14 protein-coding genes are annotated in these 18,497 nt (G+C 43.3%); 5 read left to right on the forward strand and 9 right to left on the reverse strand.

Annotated features, from left to right (window positions below; genetic code table 11):
* Nucleotides 1–19: 19 nt before the first annotated feature.
* The 5 genes from DW793_RS01590 to DW793_RS01610 form a co-directional block, all read right to left on the reverse strand.
* On the reverse strand, nucleotides 20–922 hold the full coding sequence (locus DW793_RS01590) for a carbohydrate ABC transporter permease (protein WP_022287236.1): 903 nt from the start codon (nucleotides 920–922) through the stop codon (nucleotides 20–22).
* An 18-nt stretch (nucleotides 923–940) separates the two neighbouring features.
* Nucleotides 941–1,879: a carbohydrate ABC transporter permease gene (locus tag DW793_RS01595; RefSeq protein ID WP_022287235.1), complete on the reverse strand. Its 939-nt coding sequence runs from the start codon at nucleotides 1,877–1,879 to the stop codon at nucleotides 941–943.
* A gap of 17 nt (nucleotides 1,880–1,896) precedes the next feature.
* A complete protein-coding gene (locus tag DW793_RS01600) occupies nucleotides 1,897–4,863 on the reverse strand; it encodes an extracellular solute-binding protein (RefSeq protein ID WP_252969608.1) in 2,967 nt (988 codons plus the stop codon).
* Between the two features lie 131 nt (nucleotides 4,864–4,994).
* On the reverse strand, nucleotides 4,995–5,939 hold the full coding sequence (locus tag DW793_RS01605; RefSeq protein ID WP_252969609.1) for an ATP-binding cassette domain-containing protein: 945 nt from the start codon (nucleotides 5,937–5,939) through the stop codon (nucleotides 4,995–4,997).
* Nucleotides 5,932–6,675 (reverse strand): ABC transporter ATP-binding protein, encoded by a 744-nt coding sequence (locus DW793_RS01610; protein ID WP_353845070.1) that lies wholly within the window; start codon nucleotides 6,673–6,675, stop codon nucleotides 5,932–5,934. The genes DW793_RS01605 and DW793_RS01610 overlap by 8 nt, the downstream gene beginning before the upstream one ends.
* A 744-nt stretch (nucleotides 6,676–7,419) precedes the next feature.
* On the opposite strand from DW793_RS01610, the gene DW793_RS01615 reads away from it, so the two are divergent.
* The 4 genes from DW793_RS01615 (at nucleotide 7,420) to DW793_RS01630 (ending at nucleotide 11,532) form a co-directional block, all read left to right on the forward strand.
* Complete coding sequence (locus tag DW793_RS01615; protein ID WP_118156880.1) at nucleotides 7,420–8,883, forward strand: S1C family serine protease; 1,464 nt, start codon at nucleotides 7,420–7,422, stop codon at nucleotides 8,881–8,883.
* Between the two features lie 209 nt (nucleotides 8,884–9,092).
* On the forward strand, nucleotides 9,093–9,461 hold the full coding sequence (locus DW793_RS01620) for an MmcQ/YjbR family DNA-binding protein (protein WP_117877532.1): 369 nt from the start codon (nucleotides 9,093–9,095) through the stop codon (nucleotides 9,459–9,461).
* Between the two features lies 1 nt (nucleotide 9,462).
* Complete coding sequence (locus DW793_RS01625) at nucleotides 9,463–10,680, forward strand: pyridoxal phosphate-dependent aminotransferase (protein ID WP_118156881.1); 1,218 nt, start codon at nucleotides 9,463–9,465, stop codon at nucleotides 10,678–10,680.
* 81 nt (nucleotides 10,681–10,761) lie between these two features.
* A complete protein-coding gene (locus DW793_RS01630) occupies nucleotides 10,762–11,532 on the forward strand; it encodes a hypothetical protein (protein WP_118123806.1) in 771 nt (256 codons plus the stop codon).
* 153 nt (nucleotides 11,533–11,685) lie between these two features.
* On the opposite strand, the gene DW793_RS01635 is transcribed toward DW793_RS01630, so the two are convergent.
* Nucleotides 11,686–13,008 (reverse strand): ABC transporter permease, encoded by a 1,323-nt coding sequence (locus DW793_RS01635; protein WP_118156882.1) that lies wholly within the window; start codon nucleotides 13,006–13,008, stop codon nucleotides 11,686–11,688.
* Nucleotides 12,995–13,735, reverse strand: a complete 741-nt coding sequence (locus DW793_RS01640; RefSeq protein ID WP_022287226.1) for an ABC transporter ATP-binding protein — start codon at nucleotides 13,733–13,735, stop codon at nucleotides 12,995–12,997. The genes DW793_RS01635 and DW793_RS01640 overlap by 14 nt, the downstream gene beginning before the upstream one ends.
* A 716-nt stretch (nucleotides 13,736–14,451) precedes the next feature.
* On the opposite strand from DW793_RS01640, the gene DW793_RS01645 reads away from it, so the two are divergent.
* Nucleotides 14,452–16,086, forward strand: coding sequence for a cellulase family glycosylhydrolase (locus tag DW793_RS01645; RefSeq protein WP_181988261.1), 1,635 nt, complete (start codon nucleotides 14,452–14,454; stop codon nucleotides 16,084–16,086).
* Between the two features lie 135 nt (nucleotides 16,087–16,221).
* Here DW793_RS01645 and cbiB read toward each other — a convergent pair whose 3' ends face one another.
* Nucleotides 16,222–17,193 (reverse strand): adenosylcobinamide-phosphate synthase CbiB, encoded by a 972-nt coding sequence (cbiB, locus tag DW793_RS01650; protein ID WP_118156884.1) that lies wholly within the window; start codon nucleotides 17,191–17,193, stop codon nucleotides 16,222–16,224.
* 223 nt (nucleotides 17,194–17,416) lie between these two features.
* Complete coding sequence (gene hisC, locus DW793_RS01655; RefSeq protein ID WP_117957359.1) at nucleotides 17,417–18,478, reverse strand: histidinol-phosphate transaminase; 1,062 nt, start codon at nucleotides 18,476–18,478, stop codon at nucleotides 17,417–17,419.
* Nucleotides 18,479–18,497 lie beyond the last annotated feature (19 nt).

Consider the following 18,497-nt stretch of genomic DNA (forward strand, 5'->3'; position numbering starts at 1 on the left):
TCTATAATCTAAGTTCAAATTAATCCTTCATACCTGAGTTAGCCATTGTTTCCATGACGTTGCCCTGAGCTACAAGGAATACGATCAGTGGTGGTATCAGAAGTACAACTGCTGCGGCAAATGTAACGCCCTGACGAGCAAGACCTGCTGCTGTGATCTGCTGTACAACTGTAGGTAGTGTTTTGAGCTGCTCGGAGTAGATAAGTGCTCCGCCCTGAATGTTCCATGCTCCCTGGAAAGCGAAGATGATAAGTGTCATCAAAGCTGGCTTTGAGTTTGGAACGACGATCTGCCAACAGATCCTGAACAGACCTGCGCCGTCCACCTTAGCCGCTTCCACCATGGAGTCGTGGATGGTTGTCATGCTCTGACGCATGAGGTAAAGACCCATTGATGTTGAAATGCTTGGGAGGATCAATGCCCAGTATGTATCGATCATATGGAGCTTAGCCATTACGAGGAACTGCATGATCCATGTTGCATTTGAGGAGAACAGGAGGGCAATAACGATGATCTGGTTAATGACCTTGTTTCCTGGGAATTTACACTTTGCAAGAACGAATGCTGCGCAGCAGCAAACGAAAAGGTTGCAGATACAAATTACTATTGTAATAAAGAAGCTGTTGAAGATATATCTTGACAGCGGTACCTGCCATGAGCTTGCGGCTACCTTGAACATATCTGAGAAGTTGTTGGTAGTCGGATTCAGTACATAAAGCTTTGGAGGGAACACGAACAGCTCCTCAACTGGCTTCATAGACTGGATAACTGAGTAATACAGCGGGAACACCATGAATGCACCAAGGAGACAGAGGAATACGAAAATAACTATATCTCCGCCAAGAGAACCATTGACTCTCGCCTTTTTCTCTTTGACCTTCAGCTTTTCAATAGACTGCTGCTTTTTTCTTTTTCTAGCCATTTTATATACTCCCCTCCTTTAGTCAAGATACTTGCCTAAGAGCCAGTTGATACCCTTATTGGCAAGGAGCATTGCAGCGAACAATACGAAACATATTGCTGACGCATAACCCATTTCGTAACGAATGTTACCATAGTCTGTTGCGTGGTTCATGATCGTGTGAGCTGCATAGTCTGTTGAAGGCAGACCTACGAGGTTCTGACCAACAACGCCGACTGTGAATGATGCTGAGATCTGGATAACGGCAGCGAACAGAAGCTGTGGTCCCATTGAAGGGATAGTGATGTAGAAAAGCTCCTGCCATCTGTTCTTGATACCCTCGATAGCACCTGCTTCGTACATTGACTTATCAATGTTCTGGAAGCCTGCACGGATAGCAAGGAAGCCTGCACCCATTGACATCCAAAGCTGAACGATGATAACAACTGTAAGGATATAGTTTGTATCTGTGAGCCACTGTGCAGGTTCGTTCAGGATACCCAGATCGATAAGCACAGCGTTCAGGTAACCGTAGGAGTCACCTGACAGGATAAGCTGCCAGGTAACATATACGGAAGTTGTCATAGAAGGTGCATAGAACACGAATGTGAAGAAGGTTTTGAGGAATGCGTTCATCTCGTTTATCAGCCAAGCGATGATAAAGCTGAGGATATAAGAGAACGGTCCTGTGAATATCGCAAAGATAAGAGTGTTTCTTACTGCGATAAGGAATACGTCGTCGTTAAGGAACAGCGTATAGAAATTTGAAAGTCCTACGAACTTAGGAGTTTCGATCATGTTAAAATTTGTAAAGCCCATTGGCAGCGACATTACGACAGGCACTACCGTGAAGATAATGAACAAAGACATGAAAGGCAGGAGCATTGCATAGCAAGCCTTGTTGGTTTTCATCATGTGCCATGTGTACTTCCACTTGCCCTGTTTTATCATAGGCGCTTCAGGATTGGTTTTGGCCATTAGTTACTCCCCTTTCATTAATTGTCGTACAGACCAAGATCTTCAAGCTTACGAGTGATCTCGTCGTTGATATCCTTATTGTACCAGAACAGTGTATCACGAGCGTTGTCGTAGTCATTAACTACAGCTCTGAATGCGTTCATAACGTTTCTTGTTACACCGTAAGATGCAGGAATGATCGGGATCTCTACCTGTGAATTAAGCTGGTCAAGAAGAAGATTTACTTCTGAAGTTGTCCAAGACAACTGCTGAAGAGCTTCTTCGTTAGCTGTTGCGTATCTACCCATTGTACCAAGGATAGACTCGATGTTGTTACCGTACTTGACCTGAGCGTCAGTTGAGGTGAACCACTTGATGAAGTCCCAAGCGCCCTCCTGATCTGCTGCCTTTGTGAAGATAATAGCACCTGAACCATTGGAGTTTGCTGCGTGGTTGATAGTTCCGTCTTCCTGAACAGTACCAGGAACCGGCTGGAATCCCCAGCAGCCCTTGATCTCAGGAGCGGCTACAGAAAGCTGGTTATAGAATGTGTAGTTCTGGATAACTACTGGCATATCACCTGTTCTGAAACGTGTGAATGCGTCATAAGTCTGCTGGAAGCTGTATGTTGTATAGAACTTTGTCCAAGTATCAAAAGCATTTACGGCTTCCTGAGTATCGAATGTTGTCTTTGTCTGCTCATCGTTATAGTAGTTAAGTCCCTGCTGGAGAAGGAGCATAGCGAATGTGTTACCAGGCTCTGTGATAGCAGATACCTGAGTTGTTCCGCCTGTACTTGTCATAACAGGGAGGATAAGACCAACTTCAAGGTAGTTTCTCTGAAGTGTTGGCAGACAGTTAAGAAGTCCGTCCCAAGTGTTAAGATCTGTTGCCGGGTCGATATCGTACTCGCTGAGGATATCAGAACGATAGAACAGCATCGGGAAGGACTGGTCACATGGAAGACCGTATGTACCGCCGTTGTACTGATAAAGAACAGTAGCGTCGTCTGCAAAACGTGTCTTTACCTCGTCAAAGTCGCTGAATGTGGTGAGATCTGTAAGAACGCCACGGGCTGCAAGCTGGATAGGGAAGTCGCCGCCCATGAAGAGAGCGAGGTCAGGACCCTTGCCTGCAAATGTAGCCTCAACGATACCACCCTGAACGAGCTTAAGATTGATCTTTGTTTTAGCTGTTGGATTGTATTCACTTGAAATGAGCTGCTGGAGAGCCTCAGCGTTATCACGGCCGAGCATTACCCAGCACTCCATAGCACTTTCGTCCTCTTCAGACAGTGCGTTGTAGTCCTCAAAGAATGAACCGATAAAGCCCTTGAAGCCGAAGCCAAGTGATCCAAAGAATGACTTGTCACATGAAGTGAAATCTTGATCGGAAGTAGCTACCTCGATCATATCGACCTCAAGAGGCTGCTCACGATACTGGTTTACGAAAGAAGAAACCGATGTGATGTTATCCTTGATCTGTGACATCATCTCAGGGATAAGGTCAGGCTTCTTTATACACTTATCAAGAACGATAGCCATTTTCTCAAGAGTTTCAGCCTCAGTTCCGCCTGAACCTGAAAGCTTCTCGATCTCAGCCTTCTTATCTCTCAATGTCTGAGCATATTCCTTGAAATCCGGAACGATAGAAGGGATAGCTGTGTCGATCATGTAGTTGTTGTATTCATCAGGATCAGGACCTGTGATCTGTCTGATCTGTCTGTAGTAGCTGTTTATGTTATAAACAAGCTCGTCCAGATTGCCCATGATCTCACCAATCTCACCAGGAACTGCTTCCAGAGAGATAGTGTTTGTGCCTGCCTGGAGGTAGAAATAAAGATCATCGCCATTTTCAGACTTTGGCGTTGTGATGCTCCAGTCTGTATCATAGTAGAACTTTATCTGATTAGCTTCAAGGCAAGGTACTTCGCCATTGACATAAAGTCGTCTGTTGGAGTACATACCTCTCATCTGATCCTGTCTGCCTCTTATACCTATCTTATAGTAGCCAGCCTTGTCAACATTGAACTCCCATGTTACTGTCTGAGTTGACTGCGACCAGCTTCCTGAACCAATAGTATTATATCTTGTTTTAGTAGGGCTTGAGCCGTTTGCGCTAGATGTGAGATAAGAGCTCTTATCTGATGTAGGATAAAGAGTTCTTGATGACTTGTAGGCAGCAGTTTCACCCTCAAGAGTGATCTTCTGTCCCTGAGCCTGTGTCAGATCGCTGTCTGATGGTGCTGTGTAAGCAGCAGGTGCTTCATACTGATAGAAAGTAAAGCTCTTGACAGCAAACTCAGCCTTTTCAGATTCAAATGTTATCGTATGTTCGCCTGCCTCCATATAGAACTCCAACGGCTCGTTAAACAGTCCGTCGATGTCCTCCAGAGGAGTTTCCTGCCAGCATGGAGTCGATACCTGTCCAGGACGGATATCGTTCTGTCTTGAATCCTGTTTGATCTCAGATTCGTTGATCCATCTCTTGCTCAGCGTGATTCTTGACGCTGTTGCATATGGGCTTTCGCCGTCGATAAGCAACGAAAACTCAACGTCGTTTGTGTTGCTTTCAAGTGCCTCATATATCATCTTGATATTGTAGACGCCTGTTTCAGGAATGTTCACCGTCCAAGAAACTGAACCCTCCTGATTTGCCCACTGCATAACATCATTCTCTCCATCTACTGTAGTTACAGTGATCTGAGCGTCTGTTACTGAAGCAGGATCGTAATCCTTTCCCAAGACCTCGACTGTCTGGTCAGGTCTTGCAGCGTCGGCATACTTCTTTACATAGTTAGTATAAGAAGTCTGACGGATCGAATCGGTACCCGTCGTGGCAGCGGAGCTTCCGTCGCCTGTTGCAGAATCATCAGCAGTTGCCTGCGTGCCTAGAGTGCTGTCGTCCGCCGCTTCACTGTCTGCAAATGCCGGAACTGATGCGCTTGCACACAGAGCAAGTGCCAATGCGGAAGCAATAACACGCCTAAACATTTTGTCTTTCACTATGAATCCACCTTTCTAAATAAATTGCTTTTGGTTTTGCGAGAATCAAGCCTACTTAATTACATTCTAATATAAATAGTATAGAACCTCTTCATTATGTGATCCCCCACGGGAAATAAAGAAAATAAAACTTATGTCCCCCCCGATCTGAACAGCACGAGCTTTTCGCCGTTCTCATCAAGTTCGACCTTGACCTTATCGCCGCCTTTTATCTCAAGAGCGTCCATAAAGTCCTTCGGGAGCTGCAGCCGTCCGGATCTGTCGAGGACGATAAGCTCTTCATGAGCCGTTTCCTCGCTGTTCTCAACCAGCACGATATCTCCCATTTCATTAAGCTCCTCCACATAAGAACGCTTTCTTACGATCTCAGAGCTTGTTCTTCCATCTCTGATAGCCACCACTCTGTCGATATGATCGGCAAGCTTAAGGTCATGGGTAACGATCACTATAGTGATCTTCTCATCTTTATTAAGCTCCTTGAATATATCAAGTATCATATTGGAAGTCTTTGTATCCACCGAGCCTGTAGGTTCATCAGCCAACAGTAATCTCGGATCGTTTGCCAATGCAATAGCTATTGCAACTCTTTGCTGTTCGCCTCCCGACATCTGGTCGAGCCTGCTGTTTTTTCTTTTCAGCAGTCCCACTCTGTCAAGCAGCTCCAGTGCTTTCTGCCGTCTTTTATGCTCGCCGTTGAGCAGCATAGGAAGCTCGACATTCTGCACAGCCGTAAGATACGGCACAAGATTTCTTGCATTATTCTGCCACACAAAGCCTACAGTGTTCCTTTTATACTCCATATAATCCTTATCAGTAAACTTCAGAAGATCCTTACCGTCCACATAAAGGTTCCCGCCGAGCTTATCAAGTCCTCCAAGCATATTGAGCAGCGTCGATTTACCACTTCCTGAGTTTCCGACGATCGCCATAAGTTCTCCACGCTCGACATCCAGGTCAAGTCCTTGGAGCGCCACCACCTCAACATCAGAAGTTTTGTAGATCTTCACCAGATTTTCACACCGTATCATATATTTATCATTGTCGGCAGCTACAATAGTATCAAGTTCATCACTCAACTATCTCACCGTCCTCTAATGTATATACCTTATCGGCTATATCTATCATGCTGGGGTCGTGAGTGGTCATTATAATTGTCATCTCATCTCTCGCCACCAGCTCTTTAAAAAGCTTTACAACGTGGAGCGCAGTTGCCGTATCAAGCTCGGCAGTAGGCTCGTCCGCAAAAATTATGTCAGGCTTATGTGCGATAGCTCTTGCTATAGCAACTCGCTGCTGTTCACCGCCGGACATTTCCCCCGGTCGGTGGAACATTCGCTTTTCAAGTCCCACGCTTCGCAGACATTCCCTTGTGCGCTTATCCCTTTCTTCATAAGGGTATTTCGCAAGTCTCAGACCAAAGTCAACGTTTTCATAAGCGGTCATTCCCGACATGAGTGCCACAGATTGGAACACGAACGCCATTTTATACCGTCGTATATCATCTCTGGCTCTTTCAGAAAGCCTTGTAATATCCCGTCCGCCAAACATGACCTTGCCCTTTGTTGGCTTATCAAGTGCTCCAAGAATATTGATAAGAGTAGTCTTACCGCTTCCTGAACGTCCTCTAAGGATCGTCAGCTTGCCCTTTTCTATTTCAATGTTGATATTTTTCAGCGCATTCACAACGCTTCCGTCGCCGATCTTAAAGTCACGGCACAGATCTTCAGTTGAAAGTATAGTGTCCATACCGCATGGCTCCTTTATCACATCAAACAGGATCATCGCCCTCATCTCATCCACTGTATTGGTCATTTTGACCTATGTAATATACTCAAACAAAGGTTAAAATATTTGTGCATTATTCACATATCGTGTCAGAAGCACACAACGACCACAACATATTGTATTTCTTGTACAATATGTTCAAATTTCGGGCAATAAATTATGCAAATCAGCCCACAATTTTATGTAAAATGCCAAAATGGGCTTATTTAGCTAATCTTAATTATATCAATTTCTCTGTATTTTGTCAAGGATGTTAAACGTTTAAGATAACATAAAAACGAGGCTTGCGGAGGATTTAGTCACCTTAAACAAACTATAAAATCATTTTTTGTGCATTTCGCAATAAATCTTGTCAAAAAAGGTTGAAAACTCTGTAGCCGTCAAGATTTTAGCTTTCAATTAATAATAATTTTACATTTTAAAGAATAAAATCCGAAAATTTTCTACCGATATGCACAAAAAACATTTGATATATTTATTTAAAATATGCAAAAGCAAAACTGTTCTTAACATTATGTAAAAGGAGGCAAAAAAAACTATACAAAAAGGCATTTGTGCAATTTGAACCTATAAAAAAAGCCAAATGTGAAAGAAATAAGCCTGCAATATGACGCAATATTCCCGTAAAAAACATTAAACATTGTCCTATTTATCATACAGTTTTCACATAAACAAGTATAATATTAGATAACGAAACAAGAAAGCCCCACAAGGGGCGGTTAAAATTGATTACCACGGCTCACGCCGCTGACATACCAGGAGGTTTTCATCATGAATGAATACAGAAACAACAACTTCAATGATAACAATAATAACAACTTTGAGAACAGCTATACACAGCAAAACGGATATAATCAATATCAGGCTCAGGCAGGCAGCGTGAATGAGTTCACATACAATCCTAATAAGAAAAAGTCAAAGGGCAAGAAGGTGCTTTCAGGCATTATTGCAGTGCTTTGCGTTGCAGCTATCGGAACTACTTCCATTGTAGGCTACAATCTTGTTACAGGAAAGAACGCTGTAGGTTCTTCAAACAACGGCACCGTTGTTTCAAAGGACGACAGCTCATCAAACAGTGCAAAAAGCACTGTTGACCGTTCAAATCTGCCAACTATCCAGCAGCTCTCAACTCCGTCCGACGCACTGACTATCCCTGAGATAGTAAAGAAGGTGTCACCTTCTGTTGTAGGCATCTCCTGTATCCTTTCAAACGGCACTGCAACAGGTTCAGGTATCGTAATGAGCGAGGACGGCTACATCGTAACCAACGCACACGTTGTTGACGGTGCACAGTCTATTTCAGTTGTGCTTCCTGACAGCTACAACGATACTTCAAGCAAATCAGATGACAGCAAATCAAGCTCTGACAGCAGCTCTGATGACGATGAGGACAACCTCACATACACAGCTACTCTTGTAGGCAAAGACACTCAGACTGATATCGCAGTTTTGAAGATAGACGCAAAGGGACTTACAGCTGCTGAGTTCGGCACATCTGCAGATCTTCAGGTAGGTGAAGCTTCTATCGTAATAGGCAACCCACTTGGCTTCTCACTTGCAAACTCTGTAACAGCAGGTATTATCTCCGCAACAGACAGAACGCTCACTGTTGAGGACAGGACAATGAATCTTATCCAGACAGACGCTTCTATCAACAGCGGTAACTCAGGCGGACCGCTCATCAACGCATATGGTCAGGTAATAGGCATCACCTCTGCAAAGGTATCATCATCCGTGGGCGAAGGACTTGGTTTCGCTATCCCTATCGACGAGGCGCTCCCTATTGTTGAGGACCTTATGAAGAACGGTTACGTTACAGGCAGACCTAGCCTTGGAATTTCAGGCACAGACATCACAAGCGCATATTCATCATACTATGGTATCCCACAGGGCTTCCTTGTAAAGAGCGTTACTGAGGGAAGCGGTTCTGAAAAGGCAGGTATTCAGGAAAATGATATCGTTATAGGCATAAACGGAACTGTTATATCAAACATCAGCGAGCTGAATGAGATAAAGAACAAGTGCAAAGTCGGTGACACTGTTCAGCTTACTATATACAGAAACAAGAAAATGATAAATGTTGACGTTGTTCTCGGCGAGTCCACAGAGGACACTTCTGAGTCAAATGACAACGACCAGAACAACAATAACAATAATAATAACAATAACAACGACGGCTACAACGGCTACTATGGAAACGGTCTTGGCGGATACGACTACGGCTATGGTTTCTAAATAACAAAGCTTTCTTCATATTTTTCATATTCTTTTACTTCAGGGAAAGAGCTGTTCCGAGAGATCGGGACAGCTTTTTTCTTGACTTTCTTCTTGACAGAGGGTCAAAGCAGTGTTATTATAATAAGGTATACTATTAAGGCAAAGCCCGCCTGACGGCTTTGCCTTAAACGAGTACACTTCTTTATTTTGCAAAGGTCGGTGATTTTATGACAAAAGAAGAATATCTTGACTTTTGCGGCTCTATTGCAGGTGCGACATATGACCAGCCTTTCAACGAGGACTTTCAGACCACTGCACTACGCCACTGGGACACGAAAAAATGGTTCGGGCTTTTGATGCTCCACAATGACAGGTGGATAGTAAACTTAAAGCTAAAACCCGAAGAAGTGCTGTTTTACAGGGATATCTACAAGGGCGTGACGGAAGCTTATCACATGAACAAGGTCCACTGGATAACATTGTATCTCGACAGCGACGTGCCAACAGAGGAGATAGAAGATCTTACCCTCAGAAGCTTTGAGCTTACAAAGAGTAAAGATAAAAAGAAAACCAAAAAGCGAAAGGAAGCTTTATAAAATGAGAACTTTTTCAAAATCAAGCAAGCTTGATAACGTGTGTTATGATATAAGAGGTCCTGTTATGGACGAAGCAAATGAAATGATAGCAAAGGGAGAGAAGATATTCAAGCTCAATATCGGAAACCCTGCTCCGTTCGCATTCAATGCCCCTGACGAGATAATACAGGCAATGACAGACAATCTGAGAAACGCTCAGGGCTATTCCGACTCAAAGGGCATAACAGAAGCAAGACAGGCTATTTATGATTATGCACACTTTAAGGGCATACCTGTTGAAAATCTTAACGATATCTACACCGGAAACGGTGTTTCCGAGCTTATCACAATGGTAATGCAGGGTCTTCTCAACAACGGTGACGAGGTGCTTGTTCCTGCCCCTGACTATCCGCTGTGGACAGCTTCCGTTACTCTTGCAGGCGGTACTGCCGTTCACTATATTTGTGATGAAAGCTCCGAATGGTATCCTGACCTTGAGGACATGGAAAAGAAGATAACAGACAAGACAAAGGCTATCGTTATCATCAACCCTAACAACCCGACAGGTGCGGTATATCCAAAAGAGATACTTGAAAAGATAGCAGACATGGCAAGACGTCATGAGCTTATCATATTCTCAGACGAGATATATGACAGACTTCTTATGGACGGCGTTGAGCATACTTCTATCGCTTCACTTTGCCCTGACGTTTTCTGCATCACTCTTAACGGACTTTCAAAGTCACATCGTATCGCAGGCTTCCGTGTAGGCTGGATGACCCTTAGCGGTGATAAGAGCAGAGTAAAAGGCTACATAGAGGGTCTTAATATGCTCTCAAGCATGAGGCTTTGTTCAAATGTACCGAGCCAGTATATAATCAAATATGCTCTTGGTGATTACACAAAAACTGACGATCTTCTCCTGCCGGGGGGACGTATCTACGATCAGAGAGAGTATATCTACAACGCACTTAACAGCATTGACGGTCTGTCGGCTGTAAAGCCTAAGGCGGCATTCTATATCTTCCCAAAGATAGACGCAAAGCGTTTCAACATCACAAATGACGAGCAGTTCGTGCTTGATTTTCTCCGTGAGAAGAAGATACTTCTTGTTCATGGCGGCGGCTTCCACTGGGAACAGCCTGACCATTTCAGGATAGTTTATCTTCCTAAGCTTGAAGATCTTGAATACTCCATGAATGAAATGAGAGATTTTCTCAAAGACTACAAGCAGAAGTAAAACTGTAGAGCGGACAGTGTTCGCCCAATATGCTTTTATGCTCATACCATACATCTACAAACACAGACACGAGGTACAAAAATGTCAAAACTTTGCAAATCATGTGGAAACTATTATGAGGGAGATCACTGCGACAAGTGCGGCTATGGCGACCCAAACTTAAAGACCCACGCCGCCGACAAATACAAAAAGCCCACAAAGCCTGAACGTTTCAGGACGGAGGAGGAAAAAGAGCTTTACGCCGAGTGGGAAAAGGAGAAAAAAGAGGACACTGAGATAAAGCGTCACTATGACCCAAATGCAGGCAAAAAGACCCTTGCCATTGTGGCGGTAGTTGTTATAGGCGTTATTGTGGCTGTGCTTTACAAAAGCGGAGTTATTTTCAGCTCCACAAAGACAGAGGTAATAGAAAAATACTTCAAGTCCATACAGACAAGCGATTTCGACTCATTCGTGGAGTGCTTTCCGAAAGAGATGAAGAACGAATATGAACAGCAGCGAACCGAAGGCGGATATGGCAAAGAGCAGGTCATGAAAGAAGTCCTTTACGGTGATTTCATTGAAAGCTATGGTTCTGATTACACTATCGACGTATCTTTTGGCAGAGAAACAAAGCTTAAAGAGTCTGAATATGGCCTGAGCGAATACAAAAGCTTTTACGGCTCTGCACCGAATGTTTCAGAGGCTTATGAAATAGTAACGAACGTGACTTTCAAAGGCTCAAAGGGCAGTGAGGACGCAAAGCTTTACATCTATGTTGGAAAATGCAGCGGAAAATGGTGCATTTTCAACATCACGCAGGATAACGGCATTGTTGACGAGGACACTGGGCTTAAAACTTCAGAAAATTAAATAGCACAAAGCAAAACCGCCACGGAGAAAAATCCGCAGCGGTTTTTTTGTTTTGCGATAAAACCTATATGGTGGGACGTCGTATTTCTGTAAAACAGAAATTGAGTCGCTCACCTACATATAAGTGACGTAATTATACGCTTTTATGTGATATTATTTCTTCTTAAAAGCAAATGACTTTCTTGTTCTCTGCTTTCCGCCTATTGACATTGTGAATATCTTGTCGCTCATGAAGATTTTCAGTGCGACAGTCATGCACACTACAAGAAGCACTATCTGATAGATAAGTCCCCCTGCATAAAGGCTGTAGTTGCCAAACATTACGTTCTCGCTTGCCATAAAGGTATGAGTGAATGGTATAGCATAGACGATATACTTTATAACAGGTGAAAGCGTTCTGATATCAACTACCATTGCAAGAAGATATGGTATCATTGCGGAGAAGGTTATAGGCAAAAGCATTGTCTGGGCAGATTTTGCGTCTTTTGCAAGTGCTCCTAATACCATTGAGAGTGACAATGAGATAAGGATAGACACAAACATCTGTATTCCCACAAGAGCATACTGTCCGACGCTCATAGTAAGACCAAGGTTTTCCATTGCAGATTCATATGCTGAGGTATCTCCCATGCCCTCAGTAAGACCGCCTGTCATTTTGCTCATGCCGAACATATAGACCACAGCCTGCAAAGCCGCAACAACACCTGCGGCAAGCATTTTTGACGCAAGGACTGAAAGTCTTGAAACAGGTGCGGAAAGAAGCGTTTCAAGGGTCTTGTCTATTTTCTCGGTAGAGATCGCGCTAAGTATCATCTGAGCTGAGAACATTATAAGAACGAACATTATTATAGGCACTACCATGCTCTGTGCCGAGCAAAGCGACATCACTATAGAACTGCTCACTTTATCTGCCTTGTCGCCAACAACCGTTGTTTCAGAAAGCAGTACAGGGTCTTCAAGCTGATTCATTTCGTCCTCTGTCATTGCGCCGCTTGAAAGCTTATCCTGATAGATAGTTGATTTTACTGCCTGCTGTATAACTGCAAGGGCAGTGTCTGAGCCTGTGTTTATATTTGACATGGTTGCAAGAGAGGTCATTCTCTGAACATATCCAACGTCCGCCTTTTTATGCTGTTTTACCTGCTCTGTAAAGCCTTTTGGTATTATCACAACGCTGTCCTGATCGAGCCTTTTAAGCTCTGTGGCATAGTCGTCAGACTTTATATCTACAACTGTTATCTTGCCGTCACCAGCCTTTGCAGTAGCTTTCAGAGAGTTTAAAACGTTTTCTGTGAACTCTGTTTTGTCAAGGTCGCAGATAGTAAGGTCGGAAGCCTTTTCAGAACTGTCGCTTATTGCCCCTGACATTGCCTGACCCGCCATAACAAGCACCACTACTGTGACTATCATTGTTATAATAGTTTGCAGGCTGAGCATTTCCTTTAATTCCTTGCGGAAAAGACTATAAAACTTCACGGTCAAGCACCACCCTTTCAAAGACTTCTTCAAGGTTCTGAGCGCCATATTTTTCAATAAGCTCCGCAGGCTTGCCTACTTCCAGCAACTCGCCTTTTGCAATTATACCCACTCTGTCTGAAACATACTCTATTTCAAGCATATTGTGGGAAGAAAGCAGAAAGCTCATGCCCTCGGAAGCAAGCTTTCTTATCATTCTTCTTATTTCAAGGGCGTTTATTATATCAAGTCCCGAAGTCGGCTCGTCAAGGATAGCCAGCGCAGGGAGCGGCATTATCGCCCTTGCAAGGAGAAGCTTTCTTGCCATACCACGGGAATAATTTGATATTTTATCGTTAAGCCTGTCACCAAGCTCGCATATCTCACAGCCACGCTTAACAAACTCGTAAGCCTGTTCTCCGTTGTCGGCATATATAGAAGCCATGAACTCCAGATATTCTCTGCCTGTCATTGTCTTATACGCACCAGCCTCGTCAGGGAGGTATGTAATGCTTTTTCTTACCATATCAGGTTCAGTGAGAATACTATGACCTGCCACGATAGCGTCGCCCTCTGTTGCCTGCAAAAGTGTTGATATCATTCTTATGGTCGTTGTCTTTCCTGCACCGTTTGGACCTATCAGCGCAAATATCTCGCCCTTTCCAACGTCAAAAGTGACATTATGGGAAGCGTAAATGCCTTTTTTGTACTGCTTTGAAAGCCCTTTGACCTGTAAAACGGTTTCCATCGTTTCCCCATTCCTTTCTTTGTCTGTATCATTGTATTTTTTGTGAATAAATCAAGTATAGCACACCACGTTCCAACTGTCAATTGACATTTGTCATGTGTTGTTATGTAAATATGATTTACTAACAGTATACACTGTCTATGACACGATGTCAATAGCGGTTTTCACTAAAACAGGCATGATTTTTATTATTTATGCGTTAGAATGTAAAATTCACTTACTTTGTGAGATAAAGTAAACCACGTTACACAATGATTACAAATCAAATAATATTCTGTACATTTTCAACTCTTTCAAGTACGTTTTTTTGGATATCACAATGTAATGATTTGATTACATTTTGGTTACAGACAAGGGTAAAAAAACGGACGATTGTTGAAAACTTTATAATTTTCAACACCAAATTGCTGTTATAGCATGAGTTTTAAACATTTTCAACATAGTTTTCAACATTTTCAAAAGTTTTCAACTGTAGTTTTCAACTGTCCAAAAAAGCTCTTGTTACCGTTTTTTAATCATTTGTAATTTATTCATTTTTCGTACTTCTATAGTAAATAGGGAGGATTTATTACATTTTCACCAATGAACGAATTTAAAATTTGTGAAGTATTTGAGCTTTAAAATTGGCTTTTATGGTTTACAAAAGAACGAAAATATGTTAAACTTATAATAAGTATGAATGAATCGTTACAATGTTCATTATAGGAGGAAAAATTATGGGAAACTTAACCAGTCTGAAGAAAGCCGCCGCTGTGCTGCTGACTTCGGTAACGCTCATGTCGGCTGCAGCGGCACTGCCTGCTGTGGACGAAACGCCGCTTCTTTCGCAGACGGCGATAACTGTTGAGGCTGCAAGCGTTGGAAAAGTCACAGGGCTTACTTCAAAAACACTTAGCAACAGCCAGATAAAGCTTAGCTGGAAAAAGGTCAGCGGAGCTTCGGGATACTCAGTTTGTATGAGAAAAAACGGTAAATATCCGCAGATCGCAGACGTAAAAAGTGGCTCGACCCTCACATACACTGTGAAAAATCTGCCAAATGCTACCCGTGAAAACTTCAAGGTAAGAGCCTACAAGACCGTGAAAGGAAAAAAGGTATATGGTGCATATTCCGACAACTGGAACACCGCCACGAACCCACAGCCTGCAAAGGGTCTTAAAGTATCAAGCGTTTCCTATAACAGCGTAAAGCTTTCATGGACAAAGATAGGATGCACAAATTACAGAGTATTTCAGCTTAAAAATGGTCAGTGGAAAGAGATAGCGAAGACCACAGGCACAAGCTACACTGTAAAAAATCTCAGCCAGAAGACCACATACAAGTTCAAGATAAGAGCCTGCAAGACAGACGACAAGAAAGCCAACCACTACGGAAAATATTCTGCAGAGGTATCGGCTACCACATCTAAAGCTCCTGCTGTTGTGACCCCGGTTTCACAGCATGGTCAGCTTTCTGTAAAGGGTGCGAATATTGTTGACAAGAACGGCAAGGTATTCAAGATAAAGGGTATGTCAACTCACGGCATCATGTGGGAAGATTTTTCCGATATCCTTACAAAGGACTCTCTTAAAGTGCTGAGAGATGACTGGAAGGTCAACACCATAAGAATTGCAATGTACACAGAAGAATGGGGTGGCTACTGCACCGAGAACGGCAAGTATCAGGCACAGGCAAAGCAGAAAGTCAAGACAGGCGTTGAGAACGCAAAGTCTCTTGGAATGTATGCTATAATCGACTGGCACGTTCTCAATGACAAAAACCCTAACAATCACAAAAATGACGCTGTCAAGTTCTTCACAGAAATGGCTAAGACCTACAAGGACTACAATAACGTTATTTACGAGATCTGCAACGAGCCTAACGGCGGTGTAACATGGACAGGCGGCATAAAAAGTTACTGCCAGAGCGTTGTAAGCGCTATCAGAAAATACGACAGTGACGCTATCATAATCTGCGGTACAGGCACATGGAGTCAGGACATAGATCAGGTGCTTGGCAACAGGCTTTCAGACAAAAACTGCGTTTATGCTCTTCACTTCTATGCAAACACTCACAGAGATTGGCTGAGAAACAGACTTCAGAACTGCTACAAAAAGGGACTTCCTGTTCTTGTATCTGAGTTCGGAACTTGCGACGCAAGCGGAAACGGCGGATATAACTCAGCAGAAAGCACAAAATGGCTCAAGCTTCTCGACTCACTAAAAGTGGGCTACATAAACTGGTCAGCCTGCGGAAAGAGCGAAACGGCTTCCGCATTTAAGAGCGGCACGAACCTCAAAGCTATAAAGAGCGGTACTTCACAGCTCACAGCAAGCGGCAAGTTCATTCGTGATTGGTACAGAAACCACTGATAACACAAAAGACCTCTCTTGGTGGGAGGTCTTTTTTTGCACAGAAATTAACGATAAGCGGGCGACCCAAGGACGCCTCTACACTATAAAAACACAGCCGAGGGGCATTTACCTCTCGGCTATTGTTATTTTATATCATATCACAAAGAACAGTGCTGTTCTTATAATGGCTGTAAAAAGCATAGCATAGAACGATGTGCCAAGCAAAAGCTGATTTGCCCAGAATATATCGTTAGGCTCACATGGCTTTAGATTTCTGCCTATAACAGGCTTTCTTACAAGCTGTCCGCCGTAATACTCATCACTGCCAAGCTGGATACCCAATGCACCTGCATACACCGACTGAGTTTGCGCTGAATTAGGACTAGGGGATTTTCTTCTGTCTTTTTTGTATACCTGAGAAGCGTTCTTGCTGTCAAGGTGAAGATAAGAAACATTCATTTTCATAAGCAGGGCGGCTATTCTTGCAGGTATAAAACTGAGAACGTCGTCCAGCTTTGCAGGGAATTTGCCAAAGTTTATGTATGTGTCTGTTTTATAGCCCACTGTGTTGTCGATAATATTCACTGTTCTGTAGAGTATTCCGCCCAGGCCGCCAAATATCGCAGACCAAAAAATAGGTGCGACCGCCCAATCTGTGGTGTTCTCTGCAACCGACTCCACCGTACTTTTTATAACAGCGTCAATGTTCATATCGTCGGTGTCACGGAAGGTCACTTTTTTTACCTTGCGCTGTGCAGAAGAAAGATTGCCTGCCCTTGCAGCACGCATCACTCCCCCTGCCGCAGTTTTAAGGGACTTTACAGAAAGTGCTGACCAGCACATTATGCCCTCGAGGAAAATGCCAAGTGCGGCATTTAGCTTATAACCCACGAATAGAAGAAGCAATGTCACAGCGGCAACTATAAGAAGCACTATCACAGTCATCATAAGACCTGCCATGCGCTGTGCTTCGGGGGTGTTTTTATAGCTGTTTCTGAAAGATTTATCAAGCTTTGCCACAAGTTTTTTTATAAAATACTGAGGATAGACCACTACTTCAGGGTCGCCAAGGAGCATATCCAGCGCAAAGCCAAGCGCAAGCGCCGCCAGTGAATTTATCAACATATATACATATCCTTTCTTCAGGCAATAATTACTTATGATAATTATATCACAACATTTTCTGATTTTCAATACCTTTATGCTCTGATTTTAAGGGATAAGGCACAAAAAAGGGCGGTCAGAGCCGCCCGAACAAAAGTCTTTCAAAAAAATCAGAAACTAAGGTGCGAACACTGTTTGCCCCTACACTGAATAGATATATCCATAAGCTTTTGTGATAACTATATTATTTGCATATCTCCGAAAGCTTTTCAAGCATAAGATCCATTTCATCGTCTGTGCCGATAGTGATTCTCAGGAAGTTATCTATTCTCGGCTTGTTGAAATATCTCACGAAGATACCATTTTCACGGAGATATGTGAAGATCTCCTTTGCAGAGAGCTTTTCGTGCTGTGCAAAGAGAAAATTCGTTTCGCTGTCAAGGACGTTGAAGCCCATTCCACGCATTTTTTCCGCTGTTCTATCCCTTGTTGCCTTGACCTTTTCAACTGTCGCCTTGAAATAATCCTCGTCAGAAAGGCTTGCAACGGCAGTTTCTATGGCTATCTGGTCGAGAGGATAGGAATTGTATGAGTCCTTCACAGCCTGCATATAGCTGATAAGCTCGGCACTTGCGAAAGCCATGCCCACTCTCATGCCTGCAAGGGAACGTGACTTTGAGAAAGTCTGTGTTACAACCAAGTTGTCATACTCTTTCACAAGCCCCACGCAGGAATATCTGCCGAAATCTGCATATGCCTCGTCGATTATAACAATGCTGTCCTGATTGTTTTCAAGAAGTTCTCTTATAAATTTCTCACCCACACCAAGGCTTGTGGGTGCATTAGGGTTAGGGATAACAACGCCGCCGTTAGGCTCCTTGAAGTCCTCGATATTTATTACAAAATCATCGTCAACGCTCTTAGTCTTGTATGGTATTTTCAGAAGCTCACACCACACAGGATAGAAAGAGTAAGTTATATCAGGATAAAGTATAGGCTTATCAGAGTTGAAAAACGCTCTGAAAGCTGTGGCAAGCACATCGTCTGAGCCGTTTCCGCAGAAAACATTCTCGCTTTTAAGCCCCACACGCTCTGCAAGTGCCGCTCTAAGAACAGAAGCGTCAGCACTAGGGTATTTTCTAAGCTCTGCTATAGTTTTCCCCTCAAGTATCGCTTTTACCTTTGGTGAAGGCGGATAAGGGTTCTCATTTGCATTGAGCTTTATTATCTTATCGTTTTTAGGCTGTTCCCCTGCAACGTATGGCTCTATATTTATAAGGTTTTTTCTCCAAAGCTTTTCGCTCATTTTACATTATCCTCTCTAT

Origin of the sequence: Ruminococcus sp. AM31-15AC, from assembly GCF_003462045.1 — a bacterium.
In the GTDB taxonomy this organism is placed as follows: domain Bacteria; phylum Bacillota; class Clostridia; order Oscillospirales; family Ruminococcaceae; genus Hominimerdicola; species Hominimerdicola aceti.